Here is a 16,706-nt window from a genome sequence, read left to right as displayed (position 1 = left end):
GCCTCCCGTGCTGGCTCCAGGTCCGTACGCCGACCTTAGTGCTTCGGGCCGTGATGGCCCTTGGCCGCCTTCATCTCCTCGAGCGAGACGGCGCCGTCGCCGTTGGTGTCGAGCTTCATCATCCGCTCGCCGCGCATCGGCATCTCCTCGGCGCTGAGCTGACCGTCGCCGTCCTTGTCGAGCTTGGCGATCATACGCCCGAACCGCTCCTGGCGCTGCTCGGCGCGCGCGGCGTCCATCTCCTCCAGGCTGAGCTTGCCGTCGCCATTGGCGTCGGCGGCGGCGAAGCGGGCGGCGTGGAAGGACTCGATCTCGGCGGTGGTGATCTTACCGTCCTTGTCGGCGTCCATCTGCTGGAAGCGCATCTCCATGTACTCGGCGCGCTTGCCGTCCTTGGGGCCGTCGCCATGGGCGATGGCAAGCGAGGGGACGATCACCGCCGTGCCGAGAGCGGCGGCGAGGGCGAGGGCCTTGATCCGGGTGGTCATCTTCGATGTCTCCGTGAGGGGGGCTGATTTGGGGATCAGGTGGCCACCTGTACTTCCCTCAACGGGGGCTGCCGGTAATTCCGTCGCACAGTGTTTACAGGCCTTTGACGGCCCGCCGCGAACCGCTACCGTAGCGCGCGAAAACGAGAAGCCGGTCAGACGGAGGAAACCATGGCGGCGAAGCAGAACAAGGTGATCATCACGTGTGCGGTGACCGGGTCGATCCACACCCCGAGCATGAGCCCGCACCTGCCGATCACCGCCGACGAGGTCGCCCAGCAGGCCATCGACGCGGCCGAGGCCGGCGCCTCCATCCTGCACCTGCACGCCCGCAATCCCGACGGCAGCCCGACCCCGGACCCCAAGGCGTTCATGGAGTTCCTGCCGCGCATCAAGCAGAACTCCGACGCGGTGGTGAACATCACCACCGGCGGCGGTCACGGCATGTCCCTGGAGGAGCGTCTGGCGGCGGCCGTGGCGGCCAGCCCGGAGATGACCTCGCTGAACATGGGCTCGATGAATTTCGGCCTGTTCCCGATCCTGGATAAGATGAAGGACTTCCAGCACGAGTGGGAGCCGAAGTTCCTGGAGAACAGCCGCGACTTCATTTTCCGGAACACCTTCAAGGATATCGAGTACGTCCTTAAGGAGCTGGGCGAAGGCCACGGCGTGAAGTTCGAGTACGAGTGCTACGATGTCGGCCACCTGTACAACCTGGCCCACTTCCTCGACCGCGGCCTGGTGAAGCCGCCGCTCTTCGTGCAGACGATCTTCGGCATCCTGGGCGGTATCGGCGCCGATCCGGAGAACCTGATGTTCATGAAGCGCACCGCCGACAAGCTGTTCGGCGACCAGTACAACTGGTCGGTCCTGGCGGCCGGGCGGCATCAGATGAACTTCACCACCATGGCGGCGATCAACGGCGGCAACGTCCGCGTCGGCCTGGAGGACAGCCTGTTCATCGGCAAGGGCAAGATGGCCAAGTCGAACGCCGAGCAGGTCGCCAAGATCCGCCGCATCATCGAGGAGTTGAGCCTCGAAGTCGCCTCCCCGACGGAAGCCCGCGAGATGCTGGCGCTCAAGGGCGGCGACATGGTGAACTTCTGACCGGCTGAGCGCGGATGCCGACCCTCAACATCACGGGCAAGACGGCCGTCTACGGCATTCTTGCCCACCCCACCGACCATGTGCGCGCGCCGCAGGTGTTCAACGCGGCCTATGAGGCGGCGGGGATCGACGCAGTGCTGGTGCCGCTCGACGTCACGCCGGAAGACCTGGCCACCGTCGTCGCCGCGCTGAAGGTCACCCGCAACTTCCACGGCCTCACCGTCACGGTGCCGCATAAGGTGGCGATGGCCGAGCTGTGCGACGAACTCGCCCCCGGCGGCGAGCGGGTCGGCTCGGTCAACGCCATCCGCTTCACCGAGGACGGCCGCATGCTGGGCGACAACTTCGACGGCAAGGGCTACGTCACCGGGATGCGGAAGGCCGGCTTCGACTTCGCCGGCAAGAAGGTCCTGCAGCTCGGCGCCGGCGGGGCGGGGATGTCGATCGCCTTCTCCGTGGCCGAGGCCGGGGCGGCGGAGATCGCCATCGCCAACCGCACGGTGTCCAAGGCCGAGGCCCTGGGCCGCCGCGTACAGGCGGCCTTCCCGGGCACGACGGTCTCCGGCGTGGCGGCGGATGCGGATCCGGCGGGCTATGACGTGGTGATCAACACCACCTCGCTCGGCCTGCACGACGGCGACGCGCTGCCGGTCGATGTGGACAGGCTGTCGCCCGGCACGGCGGTCAGCGAGATCATCATGACCCCGGTTCATACCGAGCTGCTGAAACGCGCGGAGGCCAAGGGCCATCCGATCTATTTCGGCAAGCCGATGCTCGACGAGCAGATCAGGCTGATCGGCGCCTTCATGGGCTGTCCGCTGCCCGATTGAGGGCGAGAAACCGGCCCTCGACCAGGAAGGCAAATTAATTAGCGCCCGGGAGGCATCTCACCGCTTCCCGGCTTTCCGGTTCCGAGCGGTTGCGACCTCTTGGCAGTCTCCCATCTCTTTGCGAGCCCGACCGGGCGCCAGAGGACCAGGGAGAGCCCGTGATGACCGATCAGCCCATTCATGTGATCCACGAGAACCCGGAATGGCTGCCGCCCTTCGCCCGGGCCTTCGAGGCGCGCGGCGAGGCCTTCGTCGATCTGGACCTGTCCGACGGCGCCATCGACCTCGCGGCCGAGCCGCCGGCGGGCCTGTTCTACAACCGCATGAGCGCGTCGGCCCATACCCGCGGCCACCGCTACTCGCCGGAGTACGCCTCAGCCGTCATCGCCTGGCTGGAGGCCCATGGCCGGCCGGTGATCAACGGCTCGGGTGCCATCTCCCTGGAGGTCAACAAGGCGGCCCAGCTCGCCCAGCTCAAGCGCGCCGGCGTGCCGGTGCCGCGCACCGTCGCCGTCCTGGGCGACGCCAAGGTGGCCGAGGCCGCCAAGCTGTGGGGCGAGGGGCCGGTCATCGTGAAGCCGAATCGGGGCGGCAAGGGCCTCGGCATCCAGCTCTTCGAGGATGCGCGCGAGGTGGTCGAGCGCGCCGCCGCCGGCACCCTGCAGGGCTCCATCGACGGCATCACCCTGCTGCAGGACTACATCGCCACCGCCGACGGCAGCGTCACCCGGGCCGAGTTCATCGGCGGCAAACTGTTCTACGCCGTGCGCATCGACACCGGCGGCACCTTCGAGCTGTGCCCGGCCGATGTCTGCGCGCCGGAAGAGGCGGAAGCCACCGGCGGCCCGGTCTTCACCGTCGTGGAGAACGCGGTGGAGCCCGCCTTCCAGGCGTCCATCGAGCGGTTCCTGGCCGACGGCGGCATCGACATCGCCGGGGTGGAGTTCGCCCGCGACGCCCAGGGGCGGCCCTTCGTCTACGACGTGAACACCAACACCAACTACAATCCGGACGCCGAGGCGGCGGCCAGCGTGTCGGCGCCCCAGGCCCTGGTCGACTACCTGATCCGCGAGCGCAACCGCCGCCTGGCCGCGCCGAAGGTGGCAGCCGGCCGGGGCTGAGCTAAGCCGGCCTGGTGCAAGCCGGTCTCGCGACCGGAAATCCGCATCCTTCCAGTGCGTTACAACCCGATCGCCCGGATTTCCGCTCCGGGCGATTCGCGAATCGTGCTATAGGAATCCCGCCCCGATTCCTTCCCGGAGTCGCTCGGCCGCCGGGGCAGGGACATCAACGAGTCGCGGCGAATCAACAATTTCTTGTGTTATCCACAGCAATTTACGCCAGATCTGGTGAACGCGCTTGTCGGGTGACCCCAGATCACGTAGCCTCTTGCCAGTTAGCCACTAGATGTGGGTGAAACGAGTCGAATGCGACCGTTCGCCCTGGACCGGCCGGCAAGGAGGCAGAAATGGGCGACAATTCGCAGAGCGTGTGGACCGACGACCGCCTGGAACAGCTCAAGGCGCTGTGGGGCGAGGGGCTGTCGATCACGCAGATCGGCCTGAAACTCGGAGTGTCGCGCAACGCGGTGGTCGGCAAGGTGCACCGCATGGGCCTGCCGAAGCGCCAGTCGCCGATCGTGCGCAGCGCCAATCCGAAGCTCGACGACCGCCCGATCCAGCGCCGCCGCGCCGTACCGCTGACCCTGGAGCAGTGGGACCGCAACACCTGCTCCTGGCCGATCGGCGACCCGAAGACCGACAATTTCAGCTTCTGCGGCTCCACCGTCGAGCCGGGCCGGCCGTACTGCTCGCAGCACTGCGCCGTCGCCTATACCTCGGTGCGCGAGAAGGACAAGAGCAGCGCCGCCTGATCCCCGGTCGTTCCAGGGCAGGCAGACGCATCCTTGCGGCCCTTCCTTCCGGTGACGGGAGGAGGGCCGTTCGCGTTTGAGCGGCGGCCGTCAGGGCCGCACGAAGACCAGGAAGAACACCGCGCCCGAGACCATGTGCAGCGGCTGCAGCATCAGCACCGGGTAGGGCAGACGGCCGGTCAGCCGGCGCACCGCCGGAATGCCGTAGAACACCGCCGCCGACAGGGCGGAGACGGCAATGGCCACGATGGGAAACCCCAGCAGGTAGACGATCAGGTACCCCACGGCCGAATTGCCGCCGAACCGCCCCTCCAGGAACACCGGGGCGATCTGCGCCAGCATCAGCACGAGAACGACGGCCAGGAACAGGACCAGCGAACGCCAGAAGGCGGCGTAGATCGGGTCCTGGCCGTCATTGACCCACATGGAAGACCCCTTCAGGCGGCGGTCAGGCCGCGGCGGATGCCTCGATCCCCGCATCCTCGGGCATGCCGAGCAGCAGGTTCATGTTCTGGACGGCGGCGCCGGACGCGCCCTTGCCCAGATTGTCGAGACGCGCGGTGATCACCGCCCGGCCGGTCTCCTCGTCGCTGAAGACGAAGATCTCCAGCATGTTGGTGCCGTTCAGCGCCTGCGGGTCCAGTTCCTTCAGCCCCTCGGCCTCGCCCAGCGGGGCGACGCGCACGAAGCGGGTGTCGGCATACTGGGACAGCAGGATCTCGTGGGCGGCGGCGGCGGTCGGCCCGCTCTCCACCGACCACAGGGCCAGCGGCACGCTCACCAGCATGCCCTGAGCGTACCGGGCGACCGACGGCTGGAAGATCGGCGGATGGCCGAGCCCGGTCCAGCGGGTGATCTCCGGCACGTGCTTGTGGTTCAGGGTCAGGCCGTAGTTCCAGAACGGATCCGGCTTGTACCCCGCCTCGCCCTCGGCCTCGTACCGGGCGATCAGGGCCTTTCCGCCGCCGGTGTAGCCCGAGACCGCGTTGACGGTGACCGGATAGTCGACCGGCAGCAGGCGGGCGGCGACCAGCGGCGCCAGAATGGCGATGGCGCCGGTCGAGTAGCATCCGGGATTGGAGATCCGGTCGGCGCCGATCACCGCCTCGAGCTGGCCGGCCCGGAACTCGGGAAAGCCGTAGACCCAGCCGTCGGCCGTGCGGTGGGCGGTGGAGGCGTCGATCAGCTTGACGTCCGCTCCCTCCGCCAGGGCGGCCGCCTCGCGGGCGGCGTCGTCGGGCAGGCACAGGATGGCCACGTCGGCGGCATGCAGCGCGTCGCGCCGGGCCTTGGCGTCCTTGCGCTCGGCGCCGCTCAGGGAGATCAGCTCGATGTCACGACGGGCAAGCAGGCGCTCGCGGATCTGCAGACCCGTCGTACCCGCTTCGCCGTCGATGAACACCCGTGCCGATCCCATGATCGCCTCCTTATGTTTGGGGAGGCGCACCATACAGGAAAGCCGGGGGGAAGCGGTAGGGGCGTTCGCCGCCGCGCGCTCGGGTCGTTAACGGTGTCCGCCGGCTGGTTCCGGCCGATCTCCGGATGTGGTTCAGGGCTTTGTCGCGCACCCGAACCGGGTCCCGGTCGATCCCCGGATCAGGTCCGGGGGCGGGCCGGGACCCTGACACCAACGGCTGCGACCCTGCCGGGCGCGTCGGCTACTTCAGCCCCTTCACCACGTTGAACGGCGAGAAGGCCTGGGCGCCGGCCATGATCTCGATGCGGTTGACGTTGATGTTCTTCGGCCGCGTCGCCGTCCAGAAAACCGCGTCGGCCACGTCCTCCGGGCGGATCGGGTCGACGTCGTTATAGACGGCCGCCGCCTTGTCCTTGTCGCCCTTGAAGCGAACCTCGGAGAACTCGGTCTCCGCCAGGCCCGGCTCCACGTCGGTGACGTGGATGTTCTTGCCGACCAGATCGGCGCGCAGGTTCAGCGAGAACTGTCGCACGAAGGCCTTGGTGGCGCCGTAGACGTTGCCGCCCGGATAGGGCCAGTTGCCGGCGATGGAGCCGATATTGACCACGTGGCCGTAGCCGTTCTCCACCATCTGCGGCAGGATCGCCCGGGTGCAGTACATCAGGCCCTTGATGTTGGTGTCGACCATCAGGTCCCAGTCGGCCAGGTCGACCTGATCGGCGCCCTCGAGCCCGACCGCCAGGCCGGCATTGTTGACCAGCACGTCGATCGGCGAGAACGCGGCGGGCAGGGCGTCCACCGCCGCCAGCACCGCGTCCTTGTCGCGCACGTCGAGCACGATGCTGTGGGACGGGTTCTTCAGTTCCTTCTTCAGCGCCTCCAGGCGCTCGCCGCGTCGGCCGGAGATCACGGTCTGCCAGCCCTCGGCGTCGAACCGCTTGGCGGTCGCCTTGCCGAAGCCGCTGGTCGCCCCGGTGATGAATACCGTCTTCGCCATTTTCATCCTCCTTTTCGTATTCGATATCTGTGTCTTGTGAGGGATCGTTCAACCGATATGTCAGCGTTTCTCGCGCTGTTTGGCGCGCTGCCAGTGGCGTTCCATCTCGTCCAGCCCGACGCTCTGGATCGGGGTGCCCTCGGCGGCCAGCCCGTCCTCCATGAAGCGGAATCGCCGCTCGAACTTGGCGTTGCAGCGGCGCAGCGCGGTTTCCGGATCGATGTCCAGCCGCCGGGCCAGGTTGACCACGGTGAACAGCAGGTCGCCGACCTCGTCCTCGATGCGCGCCGGATCGTCGCTGTCGGCCCCGGTGACCTCGGCCCGCAGCTCGCCCAATTCCTCGTCGATCTTGTCGAACACGCCGTCGATGTCGGGCCAGTCGAAACCGGCGCGCACGGCGCGGTTCTGCAGCTTCAGCGACCGCATCAGCGCGGGCAGGGCGCTCGACACCCCGTCCAGGACGGAGACCGTCCGGTTCTCCGCGGCGGCCTTGGCGGCGCGCTCGACGGACTTCTGCTTCTCCCAGGCGTCGGTCTGTGCCTTGGCATCCTCGACGCTGGCGCCGGCGAAGACGTGCGGGTGGCGGCGGATCATCTTGCCGGCGATGCCGCGGGCCACGTCCTCGAAATCGAAGGCGCCGTCCTGCGGCGCGAGTTCGCGGGCCATCTGGGCGTGATAGACCACCTGCAGCAGCAGATCGCCGAGCTCGTCGCGCAGGGAGGCCATGTCGCCCAGGGTGATCGCTTCGGCGACCTCGTAGGCTTCCTCGATCGTATAGGGCGCGATGGTCTCGAAATTCTGCTCCAGATCCCACGGGCAGCCGCCGTCGGGATCGCGCAGCTTCGCCATGACGGCGATCAGCCGATCGATCGCCGGCGCATCCGGCAAGGCCGCCAGGGCGTCGGAGAGTTCTTCCGAGAGATCTGGGGCGGGATCGGGAGTGGGTGCGCTGTCGGTCATGTCGGGCGCGAGACTAACCAGGGAGCGCGGCTGAGGAAAGACGGGTGTGTCTGCCTAGAGGAAACGCGCATAATGTATATTGCTCAGAGGGATAGGTTCCCCACGTTCTCCGTGGGGAACCCTCCTTGCGAACAGAGTGTGAACGCAGGAACCGCATTATGCCGCCTCGCGGTGGATTCGGTTCCTACGATCAAGTTCCGCCCGAACCATCTTATTGGCTGCCCGGACGCCAATTCCGAGGCGTTTGCCAATTTCAGCTCCCGATGAGCCGCTTTGAGCCATTCGGAAGGCCACGGCGCGGCGGATGGCGTTTAAGCGACGCTTCACCTGTCGCTCGTGCATGGTCGTGATTCCCACTAGCGCGGGGCGACTAATGCCGAAAACGGCAGCCTGCTCGTCCAGGTATGCGCCGAGTGCCGTGGGTGAGGGCCGGTGCCGACGCTTGAAGCGAAATACACCTGCCGCCGCCACCAGAAGCCTCCGGCGGTATATCGACCGCCGTTGAGCCTCTTTTACGTCGCTTTCACGCCTCTCCTCACGGCGATTATTGTCGTTGGCAGCCTCGCTAGCCGCGTTGGCGATGATCATGAACTTGGAAAGCAAGCCGACACCGTCGCGAAGGACCGCCTCGGATATCCTTAGTTCGACGGTCACACCGTCCGTGTCGCGTTTTACATCTAAGGCGAACGCTTGCCGAACGACGGTGGAATCAGTAGAATTTCGCTCTGTGAGCTTCATGTAATCTATCCTCTTTGGATGGTTGCGGAGACCGCGCCAACGGTCTCGAAGCATTCAGGTCAGACAGGCGGCTCGGACTTTTCGTCCGGGCCGTCACTCTTTGCGGCCGTTGCTGTTACATCGTTTGTTCCTCCATCTGATTGATCCTGGGCGCGGACGACTTCGTCGATTGCCTCGGCGTAGCTATCGATATCCAACGAGACGTCCCGCAGGTACATCGCGGTCTTCTTCAAAGAAGCGAGTGCGCCGCCGCTAAGATGAAACGATCCGTAGCGAAGCTCACGTTCCATCCAGTGCCGGTGAAAGCTGAAAAAACCACCCTCAGCTTCGACTACGTCATGCAGTCCCTTGCCGACCTTCGGGCTATCCGGAGTTTCAGCGTTCTTGCATAGGTAATCATCGAAGATCCGGCGCGGATCTAGTTCGAGCACATACGCGAGCCGCACCAGTGCACCTAGGGGCGGATATTGGCCCTCGGGCGAGCCCGCAAGTTCGTATTTCGCTATCGAGTTCTGGCCGACGCCAGTGAGTTCCGACAACCGAGCGCGCGAGTAGCCGCGTGCTTCACGCTCTGCGCGAAGGCGCTCCCCGGTGGTCATCATCGCTGCTGGGTCGGTTTCCATTGTGACCTTCAATTCATACGAACCGTTTGTATGAATGAGGATCATGGCAAATGGAACTTCGGTCAACCAATTTTTTAACGAAATCGGTGCCAGGGATAGCGGCCGACCACCAAATGTAGTTGGTCGACCGCCGATTGATGCCAGGATCTCGATCACAGCGCGTACATGAAGTCCCGTAGGTCGTCGGGAAGCTGGTCTGCGAACGCCATGCGCCGCACGGTCGGGCGCACGGCCTCGATCAGCACGTCGTCATTGGACCACCCGAGCCATCCATCGGATTCCAGGCCATCCGCCAGCGCGATGTCCTGCAGGGCCTTGGGTGTCACCACGTGCAGGTCCACGCCGAGAATGGCGGTATCGATGATCCTCTCCTGGAGCGCCGCGCAATCCTGCTGGCCAGCCTCAGGGGCATTCTCCAGGCGCTCCTGGATCTCCCGTGCCTTCGGGAAGGTGGTCCGGTCGATGCCGCGGGAGTTGGCGATTTCCACCAGCGCCGCAGGCTCCTGATAAGCCAGCATGGATCGGACCTTATCGCACGTCGCCATGGCCTGACGGATCGTGCCATCGAACCCCTCCGAGCGCAGGGTGTCGATCACGCGAAGCGAAGCGTAAACGTCAGAGACCGTAGGAGGGGCGGGCGGCTCGGAGCGCCATGACGGGGCGGGCTTCGGCGCCGGGTCCGGAAAGTCGTCAACCTCCTCGTCCGGCTCGTCGTCGCCCTGGAGCCACGCGGTGGACCGGCCCGTCGCCGTGGCGAGCAGCTTGACCCGCTGCACGGTGACTTCCTGTTCGCCGTTCTCGATGCGCTCGATGGTACGGGCGGAAATCCCCGTCGCGTCGGAGAGCGCCTTGCGAGACATGCCAGCCTCGGTGCGCGCCCGCTTGATGCGCTCGGCAATCAGGGCGGTGTCGTCGTTGGTGTGCATCAGAGTGTCAGTGGACATTGTGTACCTCTCTCGGTTCAGTTCGTGGTGGTGAAAGGCCAGGATTTCTGCGGCACCCCGGCCATGGTGCCTGTCCCGGTGGATCGCCCCGGGCCGACCCTGGGCATTGCCCTGGGGCAGGCCCGGTGATCACCGGAACGGGACACCGGTTGAGCCCTGGTGCCTCAAACAGGCTCCAGGGGATTGCGTGTTGGGTGAGGAGTGCGGTCACGCCGTCGAGGCCCCCGGTCTCGAACGCGACCAGCACGTCGGCCGTCAGGCGCTTGGCGACGACAGCATCGAAAACGTCGCGGTCGATCGTCACGCGATGGGTCTCTTTCGACTGGTCGGCTTTGGCGAGCGTTTCGTCTTCGGGCGCGTCTGGCAGGGCGTACCGGCGCCGCAGGTCGCGGCTCCAAGTCAGGTGGCGCGTCCCCTTGAAGGCGGTCGCATACTCGCGGAACAGGCGGGCGTCGGACGGAGAGCGGTCGCCGATGTGATCAGCAAGGATCTGGAACGGTGTTCGGCCGTTCTTGGAGCGCTTCGTGTGGGCCTTTGTGAGTTCCAGCGCCGCGCCCCACTTGGCGACGTAGTCGGCCGCTCCCTGGTCGAGATTGACCGGCTCGAAGGCGAAGGCGTCGACGCTGCACCGGCCGAGCCCCATGCGCTCGATAGCAGCCCGCCAGCGGTCGAAGATCCAGCCCGCCAGCCCGTAGGCGTCATCCTTCGTTGCCCACGGCTCGAAGAACAACAACACGTGCAGGTGAGGGTGCCAGCCGTTCTTGCCGTGGGTGACTTCCAGGGCGCGGATATCGCCCATCCAGCCGCACCGCTCGCGGGCTTCGATCCAGGCTTTGCCGGACTTCACCTTGCGCCAACCGGTCGAGACGGCAGAGCGGAGCGGGGCGCATGCCTGGAAGGCGTAATGGGGCAGGGTGAGGGTGGCCATGTACGCCACGCCGCCAGCTTCCCTGTGGGCACTTAGAACCGCATCGATCTCGGAGCGTCGGCCCTCGGTGATCTTCGCGGCGCAGACCGGGCAGACCCACACCGACCCGCAGGTTTCGACACCTCCGAAATGCGCTACGCCGTCGCTGTCATGGAGCGTAGCTCTGTGACCGATGGTCTTGCGGCCGCAATTCCGGACCCGCCAGCCGTCACCGAGGATCCGCCCGGCCATGTTCCGTGACGCATGCCGGAGGCGCTTGGGCGATGTCTTCCGGCTGTGTGCCGGGGCCGGGTGAGGGGCACAGGTAGGGGCATGGTGTAGGCCCTGTGCAACGACCGCTTGCGCAGCAGGTGAAACACTGCTTGCGTGTATATCAAGGGGGAGAGGGTTCACGTTAACCCCCGACCAACACGTCGAGCGCTTAAACGTGTAAGGAAAAAATAACTATGTCGCCCAAGCCAGTCGTATACGGGTTTATTGGCGTATCTATTTCTCTTGTAATTCTTATTTCTTCTATCGCACTTGTCGAAGTATTTGGAGATACGATAAAAACATTCCAAACATTCGCGTCTGGTGTGTTGGCTCTTTTGGGGGCCATTGTTAGTATTTTTGCAATTTTTATCGTTAAAGAAATCGACAGAGCGGATGGAGAACGAAGGGCTTCTTTCGAAAAATCTGAAAGGAGCGCGTATCTGTGCAATAAAGAGAAATCGTCCTCCATGATTCTTCTTGGTTTTACACAAAATCTGAAATATCGAATTCCTTATTTCACGGAATTTATCGACGAAAATCAAATAGTTGTTGACGATAAATACTATCCGATCTCCGTATTGGAGAGCGTTCATCCGTCTATTGTCTGGCGTTATCTTAGAGCTGTTAACAGAGTCGCTATGCTCTATGGAATATTTCAGTACCCGGTCGTCAAAGAAGCACGAAATGAGAGCTATATTGTGAAAATGCTCGAAGATACTAAAAGTGAGTTGGATTTTGCTTATGAATTGCTGCATGAAGTTGCATACAGACAAACTGATAGCAGCAATTCTTTCCCTCTGACTCAATCCGAGGTCAGAGATATTGTTGAGCGTGTTGAAGCCAGCCGTGCGATCGAACGTTCGGATGATCTCGCTAATTAGCCGGTAGCCCAGATCATTTAGGCACCAAGCAGGGGCCTTGCCCCCGCACCCCCGCGTCTCGCCGACGGGCAGGGTGCCTGGGCAGGAAGAGAGGCGCCGCTGCGCTTTGCCTCTTTCCGGTCCAGGCACCCACCCCGAGCGTGGGAGCGGCTCCACGCCGTCAAGGCCCTTCCGCCGCACGCTGCGCGTGCGGTCTCCCGAGAAGGACCCTGACGGCGCTCCTCCGCTCTCGCATGAGTGGACAGCGTCCGTGCCCTGGAATGGCGTCGGTAGGCGGCTGAGGCGGGCGCTCACGGCTCACCCCCGGCATCCCGACCTTTTCCGGACGGATTGAAGGTGGTCGCCGCCAGAAGTCGGCTGACGGCCGTTCTTGTCGTCTCGTGAGTGACCCGACTGCGCTCGCGTTCTGCTGCTGAGAGCACGCGCGAAACGGTGGAACGTGAGACGTCGCCGTAGACGCGTCGCCGATGGATCAGTTCGGCGATGTGAGTGATCGTGAGGGACGCATCGCTGCGGGCGAGGCGGGCTATTTCCCGGTTCCTGCGCTTGCGCAGCTTGCGGTTCTGAACCCGCAGTTTGACCAGGTAGAGCTGCTGTGCCGTGGCGTGATCGAAATCCACCAGCGTGGCGGCTTCGGCGATGATCTCCTCAAGCGTCCGAGGAATGGCCTGGTTGGTGACGGAGCGGCGAACGAACCGGTACAGCATCCAGCTTCGTTGGCGCCGGTCGGAGAGATAGACGCTGCCTTTCGCGGCGCTGTCCGGTACGTCGGCGTAGCCGCTGTCGTCGGCGGTCGATTTCCCAATTTCCGGAGACGCGCGGCGCAATGCATCCGCCGTCGCCTCAAGAACCAGCGCGACGGCTTCGACAAGGTCTGCCGGAACCTCGATTGAGAGAGTGACGGTCGGGGAATTATCCCGCTGGTGCTTGACCTTAGGCGCCATGGGGCACCTCGGTCGTCAGCAGTGGTAGGGAGGTGCCGTGGCTGCGGTCATTTGGAACATCCGTTCCACGTAACGCGCATAATGTATATTATGGGAAATCACAGATGCTTCATTCACAGGATCTTAGCCGATTCCGTCCCAGGCGTCCCGATGTCGGGGGCCCTTTGCCGATCCCGCCGCCGCGACGGCTGGAGCCCGGCGGCGGCCGGATACGCCGCCAAAGGCTCCCCCGATCCGATTCCCCCATCGCCATCCACCTGTGCGGAGAAGCGCTCCTCATGCCGTCCAGCTCGTAGAAACGCGGAAACAGCCGTCCAGACGAGCCGTTCTGCGCGCATGGCAGCCGCCCGGCGCCGACCGCGAACACTCTTCGAACGCGCAATATTTTTAGGGATAAGGTATGATGTTCCCGGTTCAGGTCTTGTCGCTCGACTTCGGACAGCGGTTATCGGTCGCATGGAAACGCCGAACTCATGACGTTAAACGCTGATCCACGCTCCGTGCCCAGAGACCCGTGCCGGGCTGTACCCGGCGCGGCCATATTAGGGTTTCGGAAATCCCTGCGACGTAAGGTCGGCAACGTTTTTCTTGGGGACGCCGGCGGGCGCCCCGAAGTGAGCCGTTCCGACCGTGTCTCCAGGGGCTACCGATGAATTCCGAGCCGAAACTCAACCGCCTTGCCGCCCCGACGGACAGCAAGGCGAGCACCACCGACGCGACCGATCCCGGCCAGATCATCCGGCTGAGCGAGGAAGTCGCGCGCATCAGCCGCGAGAAGATCGCCGAGATCCAGTCGATCACGGGACGCACGCGGATTCTGGCGCTCAACGCCCTGATCGAGAGCGCCCGGGTCGGCGAGCTGGGCCGCGGTTTCGCGGTCGTCGCCGGCGAGGTCAAGGGCGTGTCCACCGAGATCGCCGCCATCGCCGACGCCCTGGTGGCCGAACTGTCGGAGAAGACCACGTTGCTTGAGACCATCGGCCGCTCGGTGGTCGACCACCTCACCGGCCAGCGTCTGGTCGACCTGGCGCTGAACGCCGTCGAGCTGATCGACCGGAACCTGTATGAGCGAACCTGCGACGTGCGCTGGTGGGCGACGGACAGTGCGGTGGTCGACTGCCTGCAGGCCCCCGACGACGGCGCGATGCGCCATGCCTCGCAGCGCCTCGGCGTGATTCTGGACGCGTATACCGTCTATCTCGACCTCTGGATCGCCGACGCCCAGGGCCGCGTCGTCGCCAACGGCCGGCCGGACAGCTACAAGGCGGTCGGCGCCGACGTATCGCGCGAGCCCTGGTTCCGCGAGGCGATGCAGACGGCCACCGGCGACGACTACGTGGTGGCCGATATCGCCGCCAACCCGCATCTCGGCCACAAGCCGGTCGCGACCTATGCCGCGGCGATCCGCCAGGACGCCAAGCACAACGGCCGCCCGCTGGGCGTGCTGGGCATCCATTTCGACTGGGGCCCCCAGGCCGAGGCGATCGTCCAGGGCGTGCGCCTGTCCAAGGCGGAACAGGCCAGCACCCGGGTGATGCTGGTCGACGCCAAGAACCGCATCATCGCCGATGCGGGGCATGGCAGCGGCCAGAGCGACACGTTCGACCTGCGCACCGGCGGCGAGGATTCCGGCACCTACCACACCTCCGACGGCGCCACCGTCGGCTTCCACCGCACCCCGGGCTACGAGACCTATGCCGGGCTCGGCTGGTACGGGGTGCTGGTGCGGTCGTAAGGGGGGCACAGCCCGCCCTCGCCTCCACCCGTCATCCCGGTGAAACCCGGAATCGACACGGGAGTCGACCGTTACCCATAGTCACGCAGCCGGGTCCCGGCCCGTCCCCGGCTCAAGTCCGGGGCCGCCCGGGATGACGGCGGTAAAAGCGGCGCAGTGCTTGTCCCGCACTCTGCTCCCTTCCCATCATCCAATGCCGTTACCCTGAGCGTGCAATCCACCCTTCCCCGTCTTCCCGGCCTTGCGCCGGGACCCAGCCTTCCACGGGCTGGAGCGCCGAGGAGAGCGCTCATACGGTCCGGCAAGCGGTGCCCTCGATCCCGGCGCAAGGCCGGGACGACGGAATAGAAATGGGGGGAAGCGACGGAGGCTGCGCTCACCCCGGCGCGGTCACTCCGCTGCCAGGGCGCCGAGCATCCCCTGCTCCTCCGGCGTCAGCGCATCGCTGACGATATGGCCGAAGGCGGCGGCCGCCGCCGCGGTCCGGGCCGGGGCGTCGTCCTGGGCGTCGGGGCCGCTCAGCCGGAACGAGGCCGGTGACAGCGGACCGACCGCAAGCGCCCGCTCAAGCCGCGGCCAGTCGCCAAACGCCGGCTCGGCGCCCAGCAGCCGGGCGAACATCACCGCCAGCGCGTTCATCGGAACGGCCGGCGGACGCTTGAACTCCGGCGGCGTCGCGGCGATCGCCTGGGCCATCTGCTCGCCGGCCGGCAGGAGTTCCGGACGCGCCAGGGTCTCCGCCACCCAGCGGGCCTGCAGCTCCAGGACCGGCAGGTACGGGCCCAGCAGCTCGTAGAGCCCGACGAAGGCCAGCCCCGACAGGTCGGGGTGGAAGGTCTGCGCGAACAGGTCCATGCCGACGGGGTCGAGCTGCAGGGTTTCGGCGATCTCCGGTGCCAGGAACGGCAGGGACAGCGTGTAGCCGGTGCCGAACAGGAGGCCGTCGACCCGCTCCGCGCTGCCGTCGGCGAAGCGCACCGTGTCGCCCTCGATCCGCTCGATCCAGGGCCTGGTGGCGATCCGGCCTTCGGAGACGGCGGGCAGGAAGCCCTGGGACTGGGTGATGCCGGCGGCGAAGACGTTGTCGTGCGGCACCTGGGCGCCCCAGTCGGCCGGGTTGCCGGCGACCTTCAGCACCTGGGCCTTCAGCCCCTCGGCGACCGCCTCGGGCGGGAACTTCTCCGCCATCAGGGCGGCGACGCGGGTGAACATCACGTGGTCGGTCGGCACGCCGACGATCTGCTTCGGCAGCACGTAGCGCTGGCGGCGATAGGCGACGGTGACCCGGTCCGCGTGGTGCGCCAGTTCGGCGGCGATCTCCAGGGCGCTGATCGAGCAGCCGGCGACCAGCACCGAGGCATCCTGCCAGTCGGCGGGACCGTCATAGGCACTGGTATGGCGCGTGCCGAGCCGGCCGCTGAAGCCGTCCAGCCCGAGGATCTGCGGCACCTCGGCCTTGATCTGGCGGCCGGTGGCGACGATCACCCGCTCGAACCGGGCGCTCTGGCTCCCCTGCTCCGTGCGCCAGTCCAGGCGCCAGCCGCCCTCCTCCCGCGCCAGTCCCTCGACCCGGCAGCCGAAGCGGATGGCGCCGGCGAGGTCGAACCGGTCGGCATAGGCCTGCAGATAGGCGTGCATCTGCTCGCGGGTCGGATAGACCGGCGTGCCCTCGGGATGGTCCATATCCGAGAAGGCGGTCATCACCCGGCTGGTGTTGGTGCGCATGCCGGGCCAGGTGGCGGTATGGGCCCCCGCGGGGTTCCACTGGCCGCCCAGGCCGTCCGCCGCCTCGAAGACGACGGCCTTCAGGCCCTTGGCGTTCAGCCAGCGCACCATGGCCAGCCCGGAAGGTCCGGCGCCGATGATCGCGATGGCAGGCAGCTCGTGCGTGGCAGTCATGGCGCGTCCCCCGGTTATGTCAGGGCAATGCCATACCATTATTCCGGGATTTCGGTCTCGCGCTATTGATCCATGCGCTGGCTATTCGGC

General features: G+C 65.7%; 17 protein-coding genes. 6 read left to right on the top strand and 11 right to left on the bottom strand.

All coding sequences use genetic code 11. The annotated features are described in order from the left end of the window. Nucleotides 1–35: 35 nt before the first annotated feature. The gene (locus tag G578_RS0114430) at nt 36–488 is read right to left on the bottom strand and encodes an EF-hand domain-containing protein (protein ID WP_051244808.1); all 453 of its coding nucleotides are present in this window, start codon (nt 486–488) and stop codon (nt 36–38) included. A gap of 171 nt (nt 489–659) precedes the next feature. Here G578_RS0114430 and kce point away from each other — a divergent pair, with 171 nt between their 5' ends. The 4 genes from kce to G578_RS0114410 all read left to right on the top strand — a co-directional run bounded on the left by kce (nt 660) and on the right by G578_RS0114410 (nt 4,298). Next, nucleotides 660–1,595, top strand: coding sequence for a 3,5-dioxohexanoate:acetyl-CoA acetone transferase (kce, locus tag G578_RS0114425; protein WP_028794833.1), 936 nt, complete (start codon nt 660–662; stop codon nt 1,593–1,595). A gap of 14 nt (nt 1,596–1,609) precedes the next feature. After that, nucleotides 1,610–2,425 (top strand): shikimate dehydrogenase family protein, encoded by an 816-nt coding sequence (locus G578_RS0114420; RefSeq protein ID WP_028794832.1) that lies wholly within the window; start codon nt 1,610–1,612, stop codon nt 2,423–2,425. Nucleotides 2,426–2,586: 161 nt separating this feature from the next. After that, nucleotides 2,587–3,546, top strand: coding sequence for an ATP-grasp domain-containing protein (locus tag G578_RS0114415; protein WP_028794831.1), 960 nt, complete (start codon nt 2,587–2,589; stop codon nt 3,544–3,546). Between the two features lie 347 nt (nt 3,547–3,893). Beyond that, a complete protein-coding gene (locus tag G578_RS0114410) occupies nt 3,894–4,298 on the top strand; it encodes a GcrA family cell cycle regulator (protein WP_028794830.1) in 405 nt (134 codons plus the stop codon). Between the two features lie 90 nt (nt 4,299–4,388). Here G578_RS0114410 and G578_RS0114405 read toward each other — a convergent pair whose 3' ends face one another. The 8 genes from G578_RS0114405 to G578_RS0114370 form a co-directional block, all read right to left on the bottom strand. Further along, a complete protein-coding gene (locus G578_RS0114405; protein ID WP_028794829.1) occupies nt 4,389–4,724 on the bottom strand; it encodes an ACT domain-containing protein in 336 nt (111 codons plus the stop codon). A gap of 22 nt (nt 4,725–4,746) precedes the next feature. Then, nucleotides 4,747–5,715, bottom strand: coding sequence for an N-acetyl-gamma-glutamyl-phosphate reductase (argC, locus tag G578_RS0114400; protein WP_028794828.1), 969 nt, complete (start codon nt 5,713–5,715; stop codon nt 4,747–4,749). A 241-nt stretch (nt 5,716–5,956) separates the two neighbouring features. Next, nucleotides 5,957–6,712, bottom strand: coding sequence for an SDR family NAD(P)-dependent oxidoreductase (locus G578_RS0114395; RefSeq protein ID WP_028794827.1), 756 nt, complete (start codon nt 6,710–6,712; stop codon nt 5,957–5,959). A gap of 60 nt (nt 6,713–6,772) precedes the next feature. Next, a complete protein-coding gene (mazG, locus tag G578_RS0114390; protein ID WP_211228907.1) occupies nt 6,773–7,672 on the bottom strand; it encodes a nucleoside triphosphate pyrophosphohydrolase in 900 nt (299 codons plus the stop codon). A gap of 156 nt (nt 7,673–7,828) precedes the next feature. Continuing rightward, the gene (locus G578_RS0114385; RefSeq protein WP_028794825.1) at nt 7,829–8,410 is read right to left on the bottom strand and encodes a hypothetical protein; all 582 of its coding nucleotides are present in this window, start codon (nt 8,408–8,410) and stop codon (nt 7,829–7,831) included. A 59-nt stretch (nt 8,411–8,469) separates the two neighbouring features. Next, the gene (locus tag G578_RS0114380) at nt 8,470–9,189 is read right to left on the bottom strand and encodes a helix-turn-helix domain-containing protein (RefSeq protein ID WP_156907331.1); all 720 of its coding nucleotides are present in this window, start codon (nt 9,187–9,189) and stop codon (nt 8,470–8,472) included. Next, nucleotides 9,186–9,959: a helix-turn-helix domain-containing protein gene (locus G578_RS28505; protein ID WP_169400861.1), complete on the bottom strand. Its 774-nt coding sequence runs from the start codon at nt 9,957–9,959 to the stop codon at nt 9,186–9,188. The genes G578_RS0114380 and G578_RS28505 overlap by 4 nt, the downstream gene beginning before the upstream one ends. Nucleotides 9,960–9,966: 7 nt before the next feature. Then, nucleotides 9,967–11,136: a protein rep gene (locus G578_RS0114370; RefSeq protein ID WP_156907329.1), complete on the bottom strand. Its 1,170-nt coding sequence runs from the start codon at nt 11,134–11,136 to the stop codon at nt 9,967–9,969. A 215-nt stretch (nt 11,137–11,351) separates the two neighbouring features. On the opposite strand from G578_RS0114370, the gene G578_RS29570 reads away from it, so the two are divergent. Next, nucleotides 11,352–12,038 (top strand): hypothetical protein, encoded by a 687-nt coding sequence (locus G578_RS29570; RefSeq protein WP_156907327.1) that lies wholly within the window; start codon nt 11,352–11,354, stop codon nt 12,036–12,038. Nucleotides 12,039–12,328: 290 nt separating this feature from the next. Here G578_RS29570 and G578_RS0114365 read toward each other — a convergent pair whose 3' ends face one another. Beyond that, nucleotides 12,329–12,982: a hypothetical protein gene (locus G578_RS0114365; RefSeq protein WP_028794822.1), complete on the bottom strand. Its 654-nt coding sequence runs from the start codon at nt 12,980–12,982 to the stop codon at nt 12,329–12,331. Nucleotides 12,983–13,631: 649 nt separating this feature from the next. Here G578_RS0114365 and G578_RS0114360 point away from each other — a divergent pair. Beyond that, a complete protein-coding gene (locus G578_RS0114360) occupies nt 13,632–14,717 on the top strand; it encodes a methyl-accepting chemotaxis protein (RefSeq protein WP_028794821.1) in 1,086 nt (361 codons plus the stop codon). A 390-nt stretch (nt 14,718–15,107) separates the two neighbouring features. Here G578_RS0114360 and G578_RS0114355 read toward each other — a convergent pair whose 3' ends face one another. Continuing rightward, nucleotides 15,108–16,616: a flavin-containing monooxygenase gene (locus tag G578_RS0114355; protein ID WP_028794820.1), complete on the bottom strand. Its 1,509-nt coding sequence runs from the start codon at nt 16,614–16,616 to the stop codon at nt 15,108–15,110. Between the last annotated feature and the right edge of the window lie 90 nt (nt 16,617–16,706).

It is taken from the genome of Thalassobaculum salexigens DSM 19539 (genome assembly GCF_000423805.1).
In the GTDB taxonomy this organism is placed as follows: Bacteria; Pseudomonadota; Alphaproteobacteria; order Thalassobaculales; family Thalassobaculaceae; genus Thalassobaculum; species Thalassobaculum litoreum.
The sequence above is the reverse complement of the archived record's forward strand: the minus strand, read 5'-3'. Positions and strand labels throughout refer to the sequence as shown.

Bases quoted from the DNA above. Each gene is read 5' to 3' on its own strand.
- G578_RS0114430 (WP_051244808.1), bottom strand. From the start codon at position 488: ATGACCACCCGGATCAAGGCCCTCGCCCTCGCCGCCGCTCTCGGCACG.
- kce (WP_028794833.1), top strand. From the start codon at position 660: ATGGCGGCGAAGCAGAACAAGGTGATCATCACGTGTGCGGTGACCGGG.
- G578_RS0114420 (WP_028794832.1), top strand. From the start codon at position 1,610: ATGCCGACCCTCAACATCACGGGCAAGACGGCCGTCTACGGCATTCTT.
- G578_RS0114415 (WP_028794831.1), top strand. From the start codon at position 2,587: ATGACCGATCAGCCCATTCATGTGATCCACGAGAACCCGGAATGGCTG.
- G578_RS0114410 (WP_028794830.1), top strand. From the start codon at position 3,894: ATGGGCGACAATTCGCAGAGCGTGTGGACCGACGACCGCCTGGAACAG.
- G578_RS0114405 (WP_028794829.1), bottom strand. From the start codon at position 4,724: ATGTGGGTCAATGACGGCCAGGACCCGATCTACGCCGCCTTCTGGCGT.
- argC (WP_028794828.1), bottom strand. From the start codon at position 5,715: ATGGGATCGGCACGGGTGTTCATCGACGGCGAAGCGGGTACGACGGGT.
- G578_RS0114395 (WP_028794827.1), bottom strand. From the start codon at position 6,712: ATGGCGAAGACGGTATTCATCACCGGGGCGACCAGCGGCTTCGGCAAG.
- mazG (WP_211228907.1), bottom strand. From the start codon at position 7,672: ATGACCGACAGCGCACCCACTCCCGATCCCGCCCCAGATCTCTCGGAA.
- G578_RS0114385 (WP_028794825.1), bottom strand. From the start codon at position 8,410: ATGAAGCTCACAGAGCGAAATTCTACTGATTCCACCGTCGTTCGGCAA.
- G578_RS28505 (WP_169400861.1), bottom strand. From the start codon at position 9,959: ATGCACACCAACGACGACACCGCCCTGATTGCCGAGCGCATCAAGCGG.
- G578_RS0114370 (WP_156907329.1), bottom strand. From the start codon at position 11,136: ATGGCCGGGCGGATCCTCGGTGACGGCTGGCGGGTCCGGAATTGCGGC.
- G578_RS29570 (WP_156907327.1), top strand. From the start codon at position 11,352: ATGTCGCCCAAGCCAGTCGTATACGGGTTTATTGGCGTATCTATTTCT.
- G578_RS0114365 (WP_028794822.1), bottom strand. From the start codon at position 12,982: ATGGCGCCTAAGGTCAAGCACCAGCGGGATAATTCCCCGACCGTCACT.
- G578_RS0114360 (WP_028794821.1), top strand. From the start codon at position 13,632: ATGAATTCCGAGCCGAAACTCAACCGCCTTGCCGCCCCGACGGACAGC.
- G578_RS0114355 (WP_028794820.1), bottom strand. From the start codon at position 16,616: ATGACTGCCACGCACGAGCTGCCTGCCATCGCGATCATCGGCGCCGGA.